General features: G+C 46.9%; 11 protein-coding genes. All 11 read left to right on the top strand.

Annotated features, from left to right (window positions below; translation table 11 throughout):
- Window positions 1-251 precede the first annotated feature (251 nt).
- A complete protein-coding gene (locus HPS53_RS08610; protein ID WP_104370029.1) occupies window positions 252-1,490 on the top strand; it encodes an Ig-like domain-containing protein in 1,239 nt (412 codons plus the stop codon).
- Window positions 1,491-1,904: 414 nt separating this feature from the next.
- On the top strand, window positions 1,905-5,795 hold the full coding sequence (locus tag HPS53_RS08615; protein ID WP_172205664.1) for a two-component regulator propeller domain-containing protein: 3,891 nt from the start codon (window positions 1,905-1,907) through the stop codon (window positions 5,793-5,795).
- 658 nt (window positions 5,796-6,453) lie between these two features.
- On the top strand, window positions 6,454-8,823 hold the full coding sequence (locus tag HPS53_RS08620) for a glycoside hydrolase family 98 domain-containing protein (protein WP_172205666.1): 2,370 nt from the start codon (window positions 6,454-6,456) through the stop codon (window positions 8,821-8,823).
- A 134-nt stretch (window positions 8,824-8,957) separates the two neighbouring features.
- Complete coding sequence (locus HPS53_RS08625; protein ID WP_172205668.1) at window positions 8,958-12,296, top strand: hypothetical protein; 3,339 nt, start codon at window positions 8,958-8,960, stop codon at window positions 12,294-12,296.
- Window positions 12,297-12,704: 408 nt separating this feature from the next.
- Window positions 12,705-13,913: a site-specific integrase gene (locus tag HPS53_RS08630; protein WP_172205670.1), complete on the top strand. Its 1,209-nt coding sequence runs from the start codon at window positions 12,705-12,707 to the stop codon at window positions 13,911-13,913.
- A 10-nt stretch (window positions 13,914-13,923) separates the two neighbouring features.
- Window positions 13,924-14,289, top strand: coding sequence for a hypothetical protein (locus HPS53_RS08635; RefSeq protein ID WP_172205672.1), 366 nt, complete (start codon window positions 13,924-13,926; stop codon window positions 14,287-14,289).
- Window positions 14,290-14,536: 247 nt separating this feature from the next.
- Window positions 14,537-15,724 carry a primase-helicase family protein gene (locus HPS53_RS08640; protein WP_172205674.1) on the top strand — a complete coding sequence of 396 codons (1,188 nt, stop codon included), beginning with the start codon at window positions 14,537-14,539 and terminating at the stop codon, window positions 15,722-15,724.
- A 315-nt stretch (window positions 15,725-16,039) separates the two neighbouring features.
- Window positions 16,040-16,228 carry a hypothetical protein gene (locus tag HPS53_RS08645; protein WP_172205675.1) on the top strand — a complete coding sequence of 63 codons (189 nt, stop codon included), beginning with the start codon at window positions 16,040-16,042 and terminating at the stop codon, window positions 16,226-16,228.
- A gap of 128 nt (window positions 16,229-16,356) precedes the next feature.
- On the top strand, window positions 16,357-17,652 hold the full coding sequence (mobV, locus tag HPS53_RS08650) for a MobV family relaxase (RefSeq protein ID WP_172205676.1): 1,296 nt from the start codon (window positions 16,357-16,359) through the stop codon (window positions 17,650-17,652).
- Window positions 17,653-17,985: 333 nt separating this feature from the next.
- Window positions 17,986-18,657, top strand: a complete 672-nt coding sequence (locus HPS53_RS08655) for a hypothetical protein (RefSeq protein WP_172205678.1) — start codon at window positions 17,986-17,988, stop codon at window positions 18,655-18,657.
- 97 nt (window positions 18,658-18,754) lie between these two features.
- Window positions 18,755-21,366: UvrD-helicase domain-containing protein (locus tag HPS53_RS08660; RefSeq protein ID WP_172205680.1), on the top strand; the 2,612-nt coding region annotated here is incomplete at its 3' end.

The following is a 21,366-nucleotide window of genomic DNA, read 5'->3' on the forward strand; positions in this document are numbered from 1 at the left end:
TTGCACTCACATCCTTTTTTGTCTGGTTTCGTGTTTTTTGTCAGGTTTCGTGTTTTTCTTTCATTTTAAGCCTGATGCTTTCATATCATGGGCTTATGCGATCTTCTTTTTTCGTTTATATATACAAATAATAAAGTTTCGGAAACTTGTGCGATAGCCTGTATATGTTATAATGTGTATTTTTGTTTGCGAAACAGTTAAACATGTTTTATAAAAACAACATTCTATTAATCGGTTAAAATTTCCACTCAATGAGAGACTTTAAGAATTTATTATTAATGATGCTTGTTTGCATGGCATCGCTCGGCGCGTATGCCGACAATATAGAGGTTGGCGGAAAAACACGCAACTATCTTAAATACGTTCCGTCGAACCTGCCTGCCAATAGGCCGTTGCTTATTTCCTGTCATGGAATGAATCAGGACGCCAACTACCAGAAAGGGCAGATGGCTATAGAAGCTCTTGCCGATAAGGAGAAGTTCGTTACGGTTTTCCCTGATGGTATCAATAAGGCCTGGGATATATCCGGCAGGACCGACATCGATTTCATTCTGAAGCTTATAGACAAGATGGCTGAACTGCACGATATCGACCGCGACCGTGTATATCTGTCGGGTTTTTCCATGGGTGGCATGTTTACTTACCACTGCATGAACAACATCGCCGATAAGATTGCGGCTTTTGCCCCTATCAGCGGTTATCCTATGTGGGGAGCCACTGCCGCCGCTTCGCGTCCTGTTCCCATTATCCATACTCATGGTACGGGCGATGATGTGTGCACGTTCGATAAGGTTCAGGGTGTTCTTGACGTATGGATAAAGTTCAACAAGTGCAATACCACTCCGTCGGTCATTTCGAGCTATAAGGGAGCCGGGCATGCCACATACCGTAAATGGAGCGGCGGCACCAACGGAGTGGAGGTCGTTCTGCTTGAATTTGCCGGCAAGGGACATTGGGTTTCCAACGACGTGGTGAAGACAGGCGAGGAGATATGGAATTTCTGCAGCCGTTATTCTTTGGTAGACCGCAGTCCGAAAGTGACCATAACCGAGCCTGCCAACGGCTCTACCGTATATTTCCCCGAGAGCGACACCGGGTTGCGTGAACTCCGTATCGCCGCCGATGTGACGAGCGAGTATGGCGATATAGCCAAGGTCGGTTTTTACGGTGGCAGTACTTTGCTTGCCGAGCTTGCCGCTCCTCCGTATGAGTATGTCTGGAAGAACGTGACGAAAGGCCAGCGGGTCATCCGCGTGGTGGCTACCGACGACCAGGGACGTACCGGTACAGGCACGTCTGTGATTACTGTCAAGAAAGAAGTCGGTTCCGGTATATCTGATGTCGCGGGAGGCGGTAATTCCGGTGAGCGTCCCTCTGTCTACGACCTTTCCGGCCGTCGTGTGAGCGGCAGCTCGGCGGAAGGCGTTAGAATTATTGGCGCCGGTCATTCAAATGGTAGCAAAAAGTTTAGAAAAGTGCTCATCCGTTAATGTTTTCCGTGTTGTATACAAATAAAAAACATTCGGAAACCTGTGTTATATAGGTTTTGCGGCATTATCGCTATTTTTGCTGTTGAAAAGTTAATAGATTAGTATTTCTTTTAAGATTAAGTTTTTGTTAGTTTAATAGGTTAGTATTTTATTGTTAAGACTAATAGAGCGGTTACCGGTATGTGAATATAGGTAGCCGTTTAGTGTTTTTTGTGTCATTGGTCTTTGTGTCTGCCGTCGCTAATCCGGTAAAGATGAAAGTACGTGAGTCGCAAAAGCAGGTAAAAAAGGGAAATTTTTCATTACGTCTCAAATATATTGCATATTATTGCAAAAAATGAGTATATTTGCCAAACGATATAAGAGACATAAATATAAATAGCATATCTTAACAGTAAAATATATTGACTGACCATGAGACGAATAATAACATTTCTCTTGTTGTATGTTTCATTCACAGCTGTGTCCGGACAGACAGGATGGTTCATCCCTTCCAACCGTTTTTCAAGCAGCCAGATTACGGATATCTGCCAGGACCGGTATGGTTATATATGGATAGCCACGGAATATGGACTGAACAGGTTCGACGGCTATCGTTTCACCACATATCTGAACCAGCCCGGCGACACCACTTCCCTATGTTGCAATGCGGTTTCCAGGTTGTTCTGTGACGATGAGGGCAGTCTGTGGGTCGGCACGGCAAAAGGGCTCGACCGCTATGATTACGGCCGTAATATGTTTCGCCACTATCGCTTCGCCAACGGGGTGAAGCCCCGTGTGAATGTCATAAGCAGTCTTCGTGACGGGAGGCTGTTCGTAGGCACGGCCGGCTATGGAGCCCATTTGGTGGAGAGTGGAGACAGCCTGGCCGATGTGTCGAAGCGTTATACCGTACCCGAGGAAGACGCTTTTTTCAGTCGTGTGTATGAGGACAGCCGCGGCCGTGTGTGGAAAGGCGGTTTCGGAAATGTCTTTACCTTGCGTGAGACCAACGGTACAATACGCAAGTTTGTCTCTCCTTTCGGTTCTCCCATAGGCTTCACCGAGTACGAAGGCGAGGTGCTTATTGTCTGTATGCGCGGAATATTGTCATTTTCAATAGGGGGGGGTAAAAGTGTCCGTGTGTCTGATATAGACATGTCCGTGATGTCGGATAAGAGAATACCTATCCTTACGGTATATAAAGACAAATCGGGGAACATCTATATAGGCACTCGCGGAAACGGGCTTTTCCGCCTCTCGAACGGAAGCCGCAGGTTTGAGCGGATAGAGAGTGTCACCGAGGGTATCGACCTCAACACAGCCAAGATATGGGCTGTCACCCAGGATCGTGACGGCAATATATGGGTCGGTTGCCAGTCTAAGGGACTCTTCGTGCTCCCTTGTCGCCAGCCGAGGTTCCGCAATTGGAGCTTTTCTGCCCAGAAAGTCAGTATCGGCTCTACGATTACTTCTATCTGCGAGGGCGATAACGGTATCATGTGGTGCACGGTGCAGGGCAACGGCGTGTTCGGTTTCGACGGCAACGGCCGTATAGTGGCCCGTCCCCAGTCTCCGTCTTCCACCGAGTTTATTTTCCGTGACAGCAGGCGCCGGTATTGGCTTGGCACCGATAACGGCTTCTATGTATATGATCCGGTGACGGGCAAGTCTGATCTGAGGGTTACTTTCGAGTGCAACAAGTTCAACGATATGACCGATGACGGGAAAAACATATATATATCCACTTTCTCGCGCGGGTTCTGTGTATACAATCCCACAACGCGCAAATTGAAAAACTATGTCCAGAGTTCGGTGAACGGCCCGAAAGGCAGTCTGTGCAACAATTGGGTCATGTGTATGATGCCCGACCGCAATGGGCATATATGGCTCGGTACGGCCTCGGGAGTGTCGTGTTTCGACCCGGCCACAGGCAGTTTCCGTGTTCAGGGCTGGTCGTCATTGCTTGAAGGCGTGGCCTGCTATTCACTTTGTGAGACTCGCGACGGACGTATCCTTATGGGCACCGAGCAGGGTATTTACGTGTACCGGCCTGGTGCTGGCAAAGTGACAGACATGCCCGGAGGCGAGGTGCTGAGAGACAAGACAGTGGGATATATCGTAGAGTCTAACAACGGTGACATCTGGTGTTCCACGTCGATGGGAATATGGCAGTATAATGCCCGGAAGAAGAAGTTCATCGGCCATGTGAACGGTAACGGTCTTACAATGAAGGAGTATGTCAATTCGGTAGGTCTGCATACGGACGATGACATGGTATATTTCGGAAACAATGACGGTCTCACGGTATTCAGGCCGGAAGACATACATGAGAGCCACGGCAAGATAAACGACGTGTGCCTTACCGACTTCCTCATAGCGGGCAAGTCTGTCAGCATGAATACGGAGTCGGGCGGCCGCAGGGTGACTGACGAGCCGCTTGCCGAGTCGGACCATTTCACCGTGTCTTACCTTGACAATACGTTCTCCCTCGAATTCTCGCTGTTCGACTATGTCGCTCCCGGTAACATAATATATGAATACAGGGTGAACAACGATGATTGGAAAAACAACGGTGAGGGGCACAACACCATCACTCTGAGCCACTTGCAGCCCGGAAAGTATGATGTGGAGGTACGTGCGATGATAGACGGGATCTATTCGGGCACGAAGACCATAACGGTGCTTGTCAGTCCGCCTTGGTATAAGACGCCCGTGGCCAATTTCATATATATCGTCCTGTTGATCGCTTTCGTCGCCTACATCATTTATTTCTACAATCGCAGAAAGCGCGAGCAGCTGTATGAAGAGAAGATGAAGTTTCTCATCAACGCCACCCACGACATACGTTCGCCGCTGACGCTGATAATGAGTCCGTTGGCAAACTTGAAGCGCAGGGTGGGAGAGTCGTTCCCCGACTCTATGCGCGACATAACCACGATAGAGCATAATGCCAGGAGAATACTTGACCTTGTGAGCCAGATTCTCGACGTGCGGAAGATAGACAAGCAGCAGATGCACCTCCATTGCCGGCAGACGGACATGGTGTCGTTCATAAACGGCATATACAAGATGTTCGAGTATAGTGCCCAGGAGCGCAACATCAAGTTCGTGTTCACCCATTTCGACGAGACACTTGACGTGTGGATAGACAGAAACCAGTTTGACAAGGTGATAACCAATCTGCTTTCCAATGCTTTCAAGTATACATATAATGACGGAACGATAGAAATCAGACTGACCTCCGACAAGACACATGCCATGATACAGGTAGCCGATACAGGCGTGGGACTGAAAAGTGAGAGCATGAAGCATATCTTCGACCGTTTCTACCAGGGAAGCAACTCGCGCCGGCTGCACATAAGCGGCACGGGAATCGGTCTGAACCTGTGCAAGATGATTGTCGACATGCACCATGGCACCATTTCAGCCGAGAACAGGACAGACGTCAAGGGCAGCATATTCACAGTGCGGATACCTCTCGGAAGTTCTCATTTCTCTTCAGAGGAGGTACAGCAGGAGACAAGCCGCGAGCGCATCCGTCAGGCGCGTCCGCAGACTAAGTACAGGGTACTTGTGGTCGACGATGATTTTGAGATAGGCCGGTATATCAGCACCGAGCTTGGTTGTTACTATAAGTTCGGTGTATGTACCAACGGAAAGGAAGGACTCAAGGAACTCCTTACCAATGCCTACGATGTGGTGATTAGTGATGTCATGATGCCCGAGATGGACGGTTTCACCATGCTTCGTATGATAAAGACCAACATCAACATCAGTCACATCCCTGTTATAATGCTTACCTCCAAGTCTGACGTGGGCAACAGGCTGGAGGGTCTCGAACGCGGTGCCGATGCTTTCCTTGCCAAACCGTTCGACATGGAAGAGCTGCACATGAACATAGAGAATGTCATTAATAACGTGTTGAGGCTCAAAGGCAAGTTCTCTGGCTTGCAGTTGCAGACAGACAAGGTGGAGACCAAGGAAGTGAAGGGCAACGACGAGTTGCTGATGGAGCGAATAATGAAAGTTGTCAACGAGCATATCGGCGACAGCGATTTCAACGTAGACATGCTTACGCGTGAGGTGGGCATAAGCCGTGCCCAGTTGCACCGCAAGATGAAAGAGATGACCGGTATTCCCACGAGCGAGTTCATCCGCAACATAAGGCTCGAACAGGCTGCCCGCATGCTTCGCGAGCAGAAACTGAACATCACCCAGGTCGCTTATGCTACCGGCTTCTCCAATCTCGCCCACTTCTCAACAGTGTTCTGCAAGTATTTCGGTGTGTCCCCGTCCAAGTATGTGGACAGGGAAAACAGTTAGCCGTTGTAATAATAAAATCACGGATTTAACGTTTCGTTTTTCATTGAAATAGAAAATGAAAACGATACACACCTCTATATTCGATGCGATATGCCGCTTTTCGCCATCCGGCGGAAAGCGGCTTTTTTTGCGATGGGACGCCCGTTGGAGTGCGTTTGATTGCCGGTTGCGTTGCGTTTAGCGTCCCGTTGCATTGCATTTAGACGCTAAATGCGAGCCAACGGGACGCTGAATGGAACACGTATTTCGGGTTGGTGGGGCTGTTTGGTGGGGAAAATAAGTGTGGTGGATGTATGGCGTTGATACACAGGTGGTTGTGCTGAAAAACTCATAATTCGCTTATTTTCGGCCGCCGGGTCTATATTTTCAGAAAATCGAAATATGAACGCTTGTTTGTCAGATTATTTCCTGCGTTTTAACATTTGTTGTTTTGAGGCGTTCGGAGGTGTGGCGGAACGCCTGTGTAGCGGAGCCGTCGCCTTTGTCAGCGCATTCCGTATCTTTTGTTTACGTTTGTCTTTGATGCGATAAATACGTTTGTCTTTGATTCGATAAAAACATGGCCGGAGACAATTCCGAAAGTTTGTGAGACACAGGGAATAGTCTTGTTCGGCGGATAAGCCTATCTTTGCGTCTGATATATAAAAGAAGATACAACATGAGACACAAGCTTTTACTTATTATCCTGTTCATTGCCTTCCCATTTTTGTCAAGGGCCGAAGAGGCTGCTCCCATGCGCCGTCCGGTAAGCGTGAACAACCCGATGTTCATCATCCATATAGACACATGGAACTGGCCTGATCCGCAGAAGATAATAAACCTCGTTCCCGAAGATTTGAAGCCGTGGTGTGTATTCAACATCTCGTTGTCCGTGTCGCATAACGAGACAACGGGTGAGTTTAATATAGTGCCAGACGGTCTTGAGACGGCGCGCTCGTGGGTGCGTACTTGTGCCGAGAACAGGGTGTGGTGCATGGTGCAGCCGGCGAGCGGAGCGTTCTCGCATCTGCCCGATAACGAGATGGAGGTCTACGAGGAGTTTTACCGCGAGTATCCCAATTTCATAGGTTTCAACTACTGTGAGCAGTTCTGGGGTTTCCGTTCGATATTCTCCACCGATCCGCTTAAATACGGTGTCGATGTGCCGGTGCGCCTGGCCCACTTTGCCAAGTTGATGGATCTCAGTGTCAGGTATGGCGGCTATCTCACGATAAGCTGGTGCGGCGGTATATGGCATTGGGACAGCGATCCCCTCGCCATGATGAAACGCGACAAGAATTTTCTTGAAGCCTGCAAGGCGCATCCCGATAATCTTATAATGTGCTACAAGTATACTTCTGCCGCATCGTGGTATAACAACGAGAGTCTGTGTCTCGGCACGTTCATAAGCGGTCTTACCAACAATTACGGCATACGGTTCGACGAGTGCGGATGGGCGCTGGACGAAGAGAGGAAAGAGACCTATCCAACGGCGGCAGGCATAGCCCCGGTGCTTGAAAACATACAGCTGACCGGTATGACAGTGATGGATGGCCCCGAGCTGATATGGAAGCAGTGCTTCTATGAGAACGGCACGAGGCAGACGCCCGACGGGTATACGTCGCGCCGGTGGGCCAGATTCTCGCAGTTCGACAATATATGGGTCGACATGTATCGCAAGATACTCGACGGCACACTGCGCATCCCCACGAGAAAGGATGTCATAGGCCGCACGCAGCTCGCTTTGGTGAACGATGTGAACACCGGTTCCACGCAAGACATGTATGCCACGCCCAACTCGCTTTACGACGGACTGTACAAGCAGGACGGCGAGGGCTCGCTCGATAAGAACACGCTATGGTTCAAGAAGACGGGCCGCTACGGCGCAATACCCATCGTGCCGGGATTTTACAACAATACGGATGACGTGAAAGAGATACCCATCCGCCTGCGTACTTCGGGTTATGCCGCCCGTTGGAAGTCGGTGCAGGCCAAAGTGGACGAGATAAACGAGTACGCTCCCGAGGAATATGAGGGCAATCTGTTTGCCGGCCGCATGAAGAACGCGTGGGTCACATACTATCCATACCGCTACGGAAAGACGGCCTGGGCCAAGATTCCTTTCAAGTATAACACATGTGACAGCATGCGTATCACATATTCTGAATATTCATCGGGACTGATACATGAATATTCCGACCATGTGACATTCTATCTCAACAATTACCGTGTGGACACGACGGATGTAAAGACAGACGAGCTTCGAATATACGGCAGCACGGCTCAGCCTGACGTGACATGGAAAGACCGTGGCGCTCATGTCCGTAGTACGGTGACGACGGAGTGGAAAGACGGCGTATATATAATAAAGGTGTCGCACAACGGGGCTGTGGAGCTCGACGTGAAGTGTGCCGGCAAGGCTACAGGGCGTCTGACAGACATACCCGGGGCGGATATCGTGGCGCCGGCTGTTCCTCCCGTATACATGGGTCCTCGTCAGTATGAGGGAGAGTGCTTCGATTACAAGAACGTGGGGCGTTGCGTGACAAACGGTGTGAACAGCGGTGTGAAGGGCTACACGGCTCAGGGATATATGGATTTCGGCACCAAGTCGACAGCCATGGTGAAGGATACTGTAAATGTTCCCGTGGCCGGGAAATACCGTTTTACGTTCCGCTACCGTGCGGCTGATGCCGATGTGATGCACGTGTTGATGTATCTCAACAGCACCGGCAACGCCGGAAATCAAGGCCGCATAAGGTTTACAAAGACCGGAAACGAGTGGCTTGCTGTGTCGAAAGACGTGGAGCTTAATCAAGGTGACAATGTCTTTTACCTTCGTGCAAACGCCACCGTGGCCACTCCGCAGCCGTTGCTGATCGACAATGTCGTGGTAGAACTGATAGAGGAGACGAGCGGAATAGACGGTGTCGAAACCGGTAAAAATATGAAAAAATCCGGCCGTTACTATGATCTTACGGGGCGCAGGGTAGTCAATCCGGTAAAGGGAGTGTATATAAGGGACGGTCGAAAAACAGTTGTTAAATAACGGTTGAAATACAAATACAAAACTCTATGAGACATAAGATAAAGCCTGTTACATCACATGGCTTTATCTTTGCCACGTCGGAAAATGAAAATTTTTACCATAACTATTATTATTAACATTTAAAACATTAAAGTATGAAAAAGAACCTTTTACTAAGTCTCGGCTTGTTCTTTTCCGCATCATTCGCGTGGGCGCAGGCTCCGCAGGTGATGTTTGAGGGATTCGATGCCGAACAGACCAAGGGAGACACCGAGGTCGGTTGGTATGAGTTCGTCAACAACATGGAAGGTGATGAGCGTAATATCGAAGACGGTGCCATGCATTTCTACAACACAATGGTGGACACTACCGACTGGACCCGTGCCATCAAGTTCAGAAATCTTCCCATCAAGGAACAGACATCCTATCGTGTGTCTTTCGACCTCTGCGGTTTGAACCAGTATACCATAGACGGCGAGACAATGATAAAGTCGAAAGCCCGTGTGGCCCTCATGCAGGGTCAGGAGAATGGCGACCTGCCATTCCTTGGAAAAGACAACGAGCAGTATACTTATGATATTTCTTATTTCCAGGAGCCTGGGACCGGCTATCGTAAGTACACCATGATGTTCTTCTATGCTCTTGACGCAATCCAGCAGGAGTATTATAAGGAGCATCCGGGCAAGGTTGAGGAGCTTGTGAAGAAGTACTTCCTTACCTTGAACGTGTTCTCTCCCGGTGACTACTATATCGATAACGTGCTTATCGAGGAGTCTGAGATTGCCGGTGTGGCATTTAAGAACGACGTGATCCGCGTGGACTTCGGATACGATACCAATATCAAGGATCTTGTGAAGGCGAACAACGGACGTGTCATCCTTCCCAACGATTGCGTGACATTGAACATTGACGATCAGGAAGCCAACGCGCTTTCTGTTGAATTGCTTGACGACGGCTATCTCTATATCTTCTGCGACGATGTATATCCCGGCGGTGAGGATTCAAAAGTTATCGTAAGCTTCAAGAATCAGGAAGGCGCAAATCAGATCCAGTATAAAGGCAACAAGCACCCGCGTGTACACGAAGGTGATGTTGTAGTTCGCGCTTTCAGCAATGAGGTAGGTAGCTATAACGAGGAAATAGCCGATGTGTTCTCTTTCTGCTATGAGACTCCTGTATTGGTTAAGGCTGATCCCGAGAACGGTGCTTTCAACCTGCCTAACGCCACTACGGATTTCTCTGTGACCTTCAACAAGGTTGTAGACTGCTCTCAGATTGAGGCTACTCTCACTGGCGACAACGGATTCAGCGAGACTCTGACTGCCACACCGGCAGAAGGCCTGGCTGCCGAGGTTGTCTTCAAGCGTCCTAACGCTACGGACCTTGCGACCGGTGAATACACTCTGAATATTACCAAGATATTCCCGGAAAGAATTCTCGGTGACGATATTTACGGAGAGGAAACAATCAAGATGTATTTCGGTGAGGTGGAAGCTGATCCCAATGATGTGGTACGCAATATCTATACCGACAACTTCAAGGAGAAAGGCGCGAACTATATTCCGGAAGGTTGGGAAGTGTGCAACGATAGCGGTGATCCTATCCCCGTAGGTAGCGCCGGCTCAGGTCCGCGTATATTCAACTTTACAGGCGGTGGTAATTTCAGTCATGCGCTGTATACCCGTGCATACCATTGCCAGTATGGACAGGCTGATGACTATAACATAGCATTGGAAGAGGGCGACAAGTATCAGCTTACGTTCAATGCATGTTCTTGGAAAGGTCAGAATTGGATGAAGTGTGTTGTTATGGCTCCGAGTGGTGAAATAGTAGCGGAAACTATTGAGGAATGTCTGCCGAACGTGAACGGTAATACCGGTGCCTCGACAGGGGATTGGACCAAGTTTACGATTGACTTCAAGGCTCCTGAGACAGGAAACTATACATTTAAATGGATACCTTGCGCACAGGCAGGCGAAGAAGGTTCTGATTGGCATGAGGTAATGTTCGGAAATATTCGTCTCGACTATGTTCCCTCATCTCCCGCAGCCCGTTACGACGGTATGTTGAAGCTGGCTCTTGACGAGGCTAAGGCTTGCCGTGACAACAATAACGGCGACCGTTACCTCGGTGAGGCTTGGACTGCTCTTGACAACGCTATACAGAAGTATGACGGAAAGCGCTTTACCGCTCCTTCTGTTTACGAGGCTGCCGTTGCCGAACTGAAAGAGGCTGTCGATGCTCTGAACAAACACGTATCTCTCGTCAATAATTATGACGGCTTGATAACAGGCGATAACAGCGCTCAGGCTATGGTTGACAAGTATGCCGAGACTAAGTTCAACGCAACTGACTACTATAAGAACCTCGTAGAGGTGAACGGTAAGTATACAGGCAAACTCTTGACGGACGATGCAGAACTCGAAACAGCGATTGCTGAGTTGACAAGAGCTATCAACTTGTGTAAGAACATGTTCACGGAGGCTAATGTAAATGAAAAGGGTATCGGCTCACAGACCGGTACATCAGGTGTGGCTGCTCTCACAGAGCGTATCCGTGCGGGTATAGCCGTAGCCAAGAAACTCGGTGTGGCAGAGGACGCTCCTGTAATCGTGGAGGCAAACAAAGCGCTGACAGACGATGACGCAGTGGCCGAACTTCTGAAGCACAGTATCAAGGAGAAACTCTATACAATTCTTAGCGATGCCGACAATACCCTCTTCGACACCAAGGTTGACGAGGTTACATTGGAAGAGTACAAAGACTCATTCGATATGACAGTGTTCGTTAAGAACCCGAACATCTATATAACCATTGATAACCAACTTGGCTCGGCAAACGACATTATAGTAAATCCTGATGAAGAGACATTCCCCGGTTGGACGGTTACTCTCGGTGAGGGTTGGCAGGCAACTGCGTCTACCGGTTGGGGTTGGACGTTGAGCGAAGAGAACCCTTATGTTGACGCAATGGTTCAGAACTGGACAAAAGAATTCCGTGCAGAGCAGACAATAACAGACCTGCCGGCAGGTATCTATACTATAATGGGCGGATTTGGCGAGCGCGAGACCGATGCAGGTGACTTGAACAACCATTTCTTCATCAAGACATCGGCAGACGAGGCAGATCAGACGGTTCATGCTCCGGTTATCGGACAGTCGTTCCCGTACAGCAACCTCGCATTCACGAATGTAGTAATTACTGACGGTCAGCTCACTCTCGGTGCTTTTGCAGCCAATGGCTCTCACGTATTCTTCAATAACGTTCAGTTGTTCATGACCAACAGCGCTGAGGGCTTCGACTATGCTTCTGCACTGAAAGAGCTTGTAGACGGTATCGACTCTGTTGAGGCAGGAAACAACAACGCAGTACGCAAGGTTGAGCTTTACGACCTGAACGGACGCCGCATCGTTACGGCCAAGAAAGGTCTGAACATCGTGAAGAAATACATGAACGATGGTTCTGTACGCACTGAAAAGGTTATTGTGAAATAACATATTTTAGGATAGTATTTATTTACGGGCGGACATGCGCAGGCATTGTCCGCCCGTATTTTTTTGTGCAAAAAAAGAGACGTGCTTGTTTTGAAACGAATAGAAAGACAAAAGAGACGTTTATGAGACGTCTTTTATATAAAAAGAATAGGATAAAATGAAGATTTGAGCAGAATTGAGCATTTCAATTGACAGTCAGGAGGTTTCGGCATAGATTGGCACAAAGTGGCACAGATGCGGGAGACAGGCTTTGGGAAGAATATGGAAACAGATGCACTTCCAAATCATTACCCGACATCGGATGCACTTTTAACGCTAACGGTCTATATTTCTGCGTTCTGCGTAGGTTTACATTCTGTCCTTACAACTCCCATAAACTAATTTTGCACCAAACAAAAAGTAAGGATTATGAGGAGTACATTCAAGACCGTGTTCTACGTGAACGCAAGCAAGGAGAAAAACGGAGTTGTCCCCATCATGGGACGTGTGACCATCAACGGGACAATCGCACAGTTCAGTTGTAAACAGACCATCCCGAAGGCACTTTGGGACGCAAAAGGCAACCGCGCCAAAGGCAAGAGCAAGGAGGCACAGGCGGTAAACTTCGCGTTGGAGAACATTAAGGCACAGATAGCAAAGCACTACCAACGTCTTTCAGACCGTGAAGCCTGTGTGACCGCTGAAATGGTACGTAATGCTTATCAGGGCATAGGCACAGAATATGAAACCTTGTTACGTGCCTTTGACAAGGAAAACGCGGCTTTTGCCAAACGTGTGGGTAAAGACCGCTCCAAGCGCACATATCTGAAATACCTGACTGTCCGCAAGTATGTAGCCGAGTTTATCAGAAAGCAATATAAACGTGCCGACATAACGATGAACGAACTTACGGAGGATTTCATCCGCGACTATTGCCTGTATCTGCGCAACGAGGCAGGGCTTGCACAATCTTCCGTGTGGATATACTCCATACCATTGAAACATATCGTCACCACGGCTCACTACAACGGAAAGATACCGAGAAACCCGTTTGCAATGTACCACGTTGACCCCGACCACAAGGAGCGCGGCTTCCTTACGGAGGAGGAACTTCAGGCATTGGGTACTATCAAACTAGAGAATCCAAACTTCGCACTAGCAAGGGACTTGTTTCTGTTCGGGTGCTGGACGGGCATATCGTTCATAGACGTCAAGAACCTCACGACTGACAATATCGTGGAAATGAACGGTGCGCTGTGGATTGTGTCAAAACGGCAAAAGACAGGTGTCCCGTTCCAAGTCAAGCTGATGGACATCCCGATGCAGATAATCAAGCGTTACGAACCGTTCCGAAAAGACAAGAGACTGTTCAACATAGGCTCACTTGACATGGTGAACAAACGCATAAAGAACATAGCGAAGAAGTGCGGCATCGAGAAACCGGTTTCCTTTCACCTCAGTAGGCACAGCTTCGCTGTCATGGCATTGAACTACGGTATGCCGATAGAAAGCGTGAGCAAGATACTCGGACATACGGACATCAAGACCACGCAGATTTATGCCAAGGTAACAAACACGAAATTAAACAGCGACATTTCCGCTTTTGAGAACAAAATAAGCGGACGTTTCGCCATATAACCGCTTGATTATGGAACGGGACATTATTACGATAAATGAGTACGGTAGAGTGACTATACCCACTTCTACAAATGTATGGATGACGGAGGCAGAGCTGTCCTCATTGTTGGGTACAATCGCCCCGACACTCCGTGCAGCCATTCGCGCCATATATAAGAGTGGAGTGCTGAAACGACATGAGGCAGAACGGTATATCCGTTTGCCAGACGGCTACGGCATGGACGTGTATGCCCTGTCTATGGTCGTGGCACTCGCATTCCGCATCAATACCGAATGTGCGGCAAGGGTACGCGATGCCCTATTGGAAAGGTTCTACGGGCGAAAAGAGAAACAAGTCTTGTGGGTGTCAGTAAACAGACCGATGTGCGAGTGTTAGAGCGTGGGTACGTACATACGACAACCGCCCGAAGAAGCGACAATGCCACTCTTCTTCGGGCTTTCTTTATTCTTTCCTGCTCCTTTCCCTTATGCGATTTTCTGCATTTTCTCGTCTGTCTGTTATGATTGCACCGTTCCGCTTCGTTTTGCGTATCAATGTTTTAAGCATTGTGCCGTAGTTTTGCATCCGATTGTTTAACCCGTTGCAGACACTGTTGTCGGCGACATAAAACCAAGCAAAGCCTATGGCAGAACAAAACGAATTCATCCGCGTAGGGACAACCCTCTACAAGATTGTTGACCAGCCACTGATTGACGGAGGCTGTGTAAAGAAGCGCATCGCATGGAGCTCCGAGACCTTGCGGCAGGACTACGGCAAAGACCGCATGGCGACCGTGCCGAAGTATGACGGGTTCTGTACCGTCCCCGACCATGTGGGCTACAAGCCCGTTGTCGGAAAGTTCCTCAACCTCTACGAGCCGATAGGACACCGACCGCAGGAGGGCTGCTTCCCCTGCATCCGCTCGTTAGTGGAGCATATCTTCGGAGAGCAATACGAGTTGGGCATGGACTACCTGCAACTGCTTTACCTGCAACCTGTTCAAAAGCTGCCTATCCTGCTGTTGGTGTCCGAAGAACGGAACACGGGCAAAAGCACGTTCTTGAACTTCCTGAAAGCCATCTTTAAAGATAACGTGACGTTCAACACCAACGAGGACTTCCGCAGCCAGTTCAATTCCGATTGGGCAGGGAAACTGCTCATCATGGTGGACGAAGTACTGCTCAACCGCAGGGAGGACAGTGAACGGTTGAAGAACCTCAGTACTACATTGTCCTATAAGGTGGAAGCCAAAGGCAAAGACCGTAACGAAATCGGTTTCTTCGCCAAGTTCGTGTTGTGTTCCAACAACGAGCATTTGCCCGTCATCATTGACGCAGGCGAGACACGCTATTGGGTACGCAAGATAGGACGGTTGCAGTGTGATGACACCGATTTCCTGCAAAAGCTGAAGGATGAAATCCCCGCTTTTCTGTACTTCCTTATCCATCGGGAGTTGTCAACGAAAAAAGAAAGCCGTATGTGGTTTGCCCCGAAGCTAATTGAGACAGAAGCCCTGCGTAAGATAATCCGTAGTAACCGCAACCGCCTCGAAATAGAAATGGCGGACTTACTGCTCGACATCATGGCGAAGATGGAGGTGGAAACGGTGTCATTCTGCCTGAACGACATCATCCCCCTGCTGTTGTGTTCGCAGGTCAAGGCGGAGAAGCCGCAGGTGCGTAAAGTGTTGCAGGAGTGCTGGAAATTATCACCGGCACCCAACGGGCTTACCTATACCACCTACGTGTATGGCGGTAACGGACGCTATCATACCCGTAAAGATGTGGGCAGGTATTACACCGTGACCAAAGGACTGCTGGAGAGCCTCTGATATTCTGTTGAATTGTTGAATAGATATAATATAATGTTGATATATAGCAAAATACAGGCTCAACAGAATACCAACAACACCCAACGGACGATGAAGAGGGAACGCAGCAGCATTCGGTTATACCATCACTTCTTCTTTTCGTTGCCGTTTGTTGGGCATTATGCGTTTGTTGAGGACAAGTTGAGCGCGTATCAAGCAATATAACAATGTGTTATGTGTCATATTCAACACTTCAACGCTTTTACACCCATCAACAAGTCCGTGGGAAAATGACTGGATACCCCAAGCAGGTATTACGTATGCCGACATGCCATCATGCCGACAAGCAGACACGACAACATGACGACACAAAACAATGACGACATATCAACATGGCGACATGAGGTACACCCCAAGTTGGCGAAAGGGGAAAAGCATCCGACAACCACCGACAGCGCAGCGGATTTTCTGAAACGAAAAAGCCATAGCTCATTAGGGCGTTTTCTTCACGCACCGCTGCGCTAATGCTAAAAACGCCCCAATGAGCCAACGGGATTACACCCCTCTGGACACCCCCGTTTTCATGCGGCACGACCGCAGCGGACGGGCATGAACAAACAAGTTTGTATAACCTATAAAAACAAAAGACGAACATGGGATACATAAGCATCCAATTCAACAAGGTGAAAGGCTCGGCGGACACGGGCGCGTCCGACCACATCGAACGCAAGACCCTCCCCAAGAACGCCAACCCTACACGCACCTGCCTCAACCGTGAGCTGGTGGACTTCCCCGATGGCGTGACGAACCGCACCGAGGCAATCAACCACCGCATCCGCACGGCAGGCATCAAGAGGAAGATAACGCCCGACCAAGTGAGGGCAATCCGCATCGTGCTTTCGGGAACACATGAGGACATGATGAAAGTGCAGGACGAGGGCAGGCTGAACGAATGGTGTGCCGACAACCTACAATGGCTGCACCGCACGTTCGGACGGGAGAATACCGTTTCTGCAGTCTTGCACATGGACGAGCATACGCCGCACATCCACGCTACGGTCGTACCGATTGTAACAGGCGAACGCAGGAAAGCGAAAAAGAAGCAACAGGTGGAGGGCAAGCGCACCTACCGTAAGAAAACGGATGCCATTCGTCTGTGCGCCGATGACGTGCTGACACGAGAGAAGCTGACAGCCTATCACGACAGTTATGCGGAAGCAATGGCGAAACACGGCTTGCAGCGTGGCATCCGTGGTTCGGAGGCACGACATATCACCACTGCCCAATACTACCGAGACTTGAAGCGGCAGACGGGAGAACTTGAAGTCAATGTGCAGCAGTTGCAGACGGAAAGGCAACAAGCGGAACAGAAACTTGACGAGGTGAAGAAAGAAATTAGGTCGGAGAAACTGGAAGCCGCCAAGACCGAGGCGAAAGCCGCACTCGTGGCAAAGGTCGGTTCTTTTTTGGGCGGTGGAAAGTTGAAAGCGGAAAGGGAAGGATTTCAGCAGCGCATAGCGGAACTTGAAAACCAAAATGCAAGGTTGGAGCAACATATTAAGCAGATGGAACGTGAACACCAAGCCCAATGCAGCAAGTTCAGCGAGTATATGGACAAGGTAAAACGATACTTCCCTCATGTAGAGAAACTGCTGCCCTTGATTGACTTCTGCCGTAATACGCTACACTTCTCCGAACAGATTATCCAAGAACTATGCAAGTTGAAGAAAGTGAACTTGAAAGGTGATTTCTATTCACCTGAGTTCAACCGTAAATTCCATGCAGAGGGGGCGGCTTTCTCGTTTGAAGAAGACAAAAGCAGGACAGGGCGTTTCCATATATGTGTGAACAACATTCCGCTTGTACAATGGTTCCGGCAGAAAGCGCATGAATGGAGAAACGGTTTGGGGCTTACTACCCCAAAGCAAGGTAACAGGATGAAAATCTGAATATGTATAAATTTCGCCCAAGAAGTAAAGATAATCATTCAATGAAAGGGACTTATCAAGAATTTTAGCTATTTTTGCAATTGGATTGGGGCAACCCTTTCCAAAAACATAGAAAAAAGAAGAAGCGTTATGCTTATCTTGTACTTGAAAACGTAGGAAATTTTCAAATTGGATACAAGGATAGCATAGTGGTTCTCACGCTATAGCGTGGGCTGCTATTGTTACATCTGTATCCAAGGTTTCCTACGACCTTCAAGTAAAGAGTGTGGCATACAGTTCCACGCTTCGTGTTTCGGACAAGCGTCAATAATTATCATTTAAATAGTGAACATTATGAAGAATGTTATTATCTTATTATTTTGTGCAGTTGCATTAGTTATGACTTCTTGCACACTCTCTAACGAGGAAAAAGCTGAGAAGTTGGTTAAAGAGACGCTTAAAGGCTATCTATATCACCCAGATTCTTATGAACCAATATCAACAAAAGTTGATAGTATGTTCATTGATGTAACTACTATTGAACCTATTATGAAAATTAGTGATGACATCAAAGATTTGATGTCTAAAATAAACAGATGTAAAAGAAACATCGAATCTGCGGAATCTTCTATGGATATTTTTGCTCCTAATGGATATTCTTCTCAATACTCTCGTGGAGAATATGCGCGGGCAAAAAAAGAGAAAGAAGAAGCCAAATCTGATTTGGATAAATATACCAAGAAACTTTCAGAACAACTTGTTTCTCTAAAAGAAAATGTTGTAAAATATTACAAAGGTGAATTTACAGGTTGGGCAGTAAGTCATAGATTTAGGAGTCTTAATGGCACAGGTTCAATAACCATTCCGGGAGAAATGATTTTCTTTTGCGACAAAGAGTTTACAACTTGTGGCGGTTATGAAGTTGATAAGTTTGAGAACTTTGCAAAAATTTTGAAAGCTGTAGATGAGGCAACTTCTGATGAAGATATAATAGACTATTTTAGGGAGGATAGTTTTTTACTGTAATCCAGTCTTTTAATAGCTTAGAAAGTTAGCGTGCCTTAATGGCACGTTAACCTTTTATACAATGTAACCTTTATCAACGACAAATCTTTTTTTTAGTATGCAAGCATTGTTTATTGGGGTAATTTGTATTATAGCTATTTCAATTTGTTATATAGTTATAACAAGGACACGCCTAAAAAACAAGTCCAAGGAACTTTCAGAAAAGTTAAACCACATATCTTCTTATGGCAATAAATCCAATTACGAGCAAGCAAAAGAAAGATTGTTGGTTTTAAACAACGAGGCATTTATCGATATTCCGACCGACCTTAATAACGTTTTTTCAGGGAGGGTAATATCTGCAACGCAAGAAAAAGATTTTGCCAATCATTATAAGCCACATTTTCAAAAATCGTATTCACTTGTTAAGAAACTTAAATCCTTTAATATCACTCCATCTGAAACCATATCCAAATTTATCAATGATTTTGGAGCTATCAATAAACTCGTAAAACAACATAATGAAGAGGTAATTACATTTCTGCTTGACACGCATAAAGAGTTTTTCGACCATTGCCTGAAATATCCATTAGACAAGCAACAAAGACGCTCAATCGTTTCAGAAGAAGAAAATTGTTTGGTAGTTAGTAGTGCGGGAAGTGGAAAGACTTCATCCATCGTAGGAAAGGTAAAGTATTTGACTGAAATAAAGAAAGTCAATCCTCAAAATATCCTCCTTATCAGCTACACAAACAAGGCTGCCGCCGAATTGACAGAAAGAATGGGTATTACAGGTTTGAGAGGGTACACTTTTCACAAACTTGCCCTTGACATTATCGGACAAACAACAGGTCAAAAGCCATCAATATATGAAAAGACGGACGCGCTCTTCGTGAAAATCTACCATGAATTATTGAATGATAAGAAATTCAAGGAAAGCGTAATAGAATACTTTATTGATTATCAAACGCCCGAAAAGGAGTGGGAAAAGCGGAAGAATGAACGTAGGCAACAACTTTCAGAACAGAAGGATGTACGTTTGAAAGCATCGTTTCCTGATATGGACGGAAAAACTGTTTATGTACGAAGTGAGCAAGAGCAGAAAATATGCTTTGCGCTATCTTCCCTTAGCGTAAAATTCAGATATGAAGAACCATACGAACATCCATTGGCAGACGAGATGCACTCTCAATACAAACCGGATTTTTCCATATATTTTGAACAAAGTGGAAAAACAAGGCGAGTATATTTAGAGCATTTTGGAGTGGACGAACATGGACTTGTTCCTATATGGTTTGCCAAAGACAGAGGCATTACCTATGAAGAAGCAAACCAAAAGTATAACGATGGCATAACATGGAAAAAAGCGGCACATGAGAAATTTGGTACAGAGCTATTAACAACTTCAAGTGCAGATTTTCATTATTCCGATATTCGGGAGAAATTAAAAAACTTATTGGAAAAGACTGATGTACCTATCCAAGAGAAAACAGATGCTGAATTATACGATATGATTCTTCCCACGAATAGCAAGCAGGAGAAGGCTTTTATCCGCCTTGTCGTGACTTTTGTGACATTGATAAAGTCAAGCTGCAAATCTGTAGATGAAGTATTAAGGCAAACTAAAAACGCAGGGGACGAACGCAGTACATTCATTATCAAAAACATCTTTCAACCCGTTTATAAACGGTATATTGAAGAATTGACGAATATCAACCAAATAGATTTTACGGATGCAATCCTGCAAGCTACCGACATTTGTCGTTCCTCCCATTCTGTGAAGTATGATTATATCATTGTGGACGAGTTTCAAGACATATCCGTTGACCGTTACAACTTCTTAAAAGTATTGCGAGAGGGAAATCCACCTGCTAAGTTGTATTGTGTGGGCGATGACTGGCAGTCCATCTATCGTTTTTCAGGGAGCGACATGGCACTTTTCAATCAATTTTCATATTACTTCGGTCAGACGGAAATCAACAAGATTGAAACTACATATCGGTTTGGAGAGCCTTTGGTCAGCCTGTCCTCGCAATTCATCCAACGCAACGAAGCCCAAATTAAAAAGAACATCCATCCTTTTAATCCACAAGTTAAAACAGAATTACAATTCTGTGATTATGAAAGGCGTGAATATTGCAATGTCATCGGACAATTGGTTGCGTCAATTCCATTGGACAAATCAGTATTTTTGTTAGGGAGATATTCCTTTGATGATTATTACCTGTCGTTCATGTATAAATCCGTGAAAGAGGGTAATCGTTTTTTCTATATCATCGGAGATAGGAAAATAGAGTTTCTGACCGTTCATAAATCCAAAGGACTTGAAGCAGACTATGTGATAGTTCTTCAATGTAACAAGGACACATACGGGTTTCCCTCACTTGTAAGCGATGACCCTGTTCTTAATTATGTCTTGACAAAAAGCGACCAATATCCATACGGAGAAGAACGTAGGCTGTTTTATGTAGCCATTACCAGAGCAAAAGTCAAGACCTATGTACTGTATGACAGACGCTTCCCTTCTGTTTTCGTGGACGAGTTCTTGCATCCGGAAAAAGTCACGGAAGAAAGTTATGCCAAGCATCCAAACGCCAACAAAAAGTGGACACGCAGTGCGGATAATTTTCTGCTTACCCTTTATCATGAAGGGAAAAGTATAAAATACATAGCCGAGAAAATGGGCAGAAGTCAAACCTCGATAGTAATGCGATTAGGAAAATTGGAAGG

The sequence above is a fragment of the Prevotella sp. PTAC genome (assembly GCF_013166535.1).
GTDB lineage: Bacteria > Bacteroidota > Bacteroidia > Bacteroidales > Bacteroidaceae > Prevotella.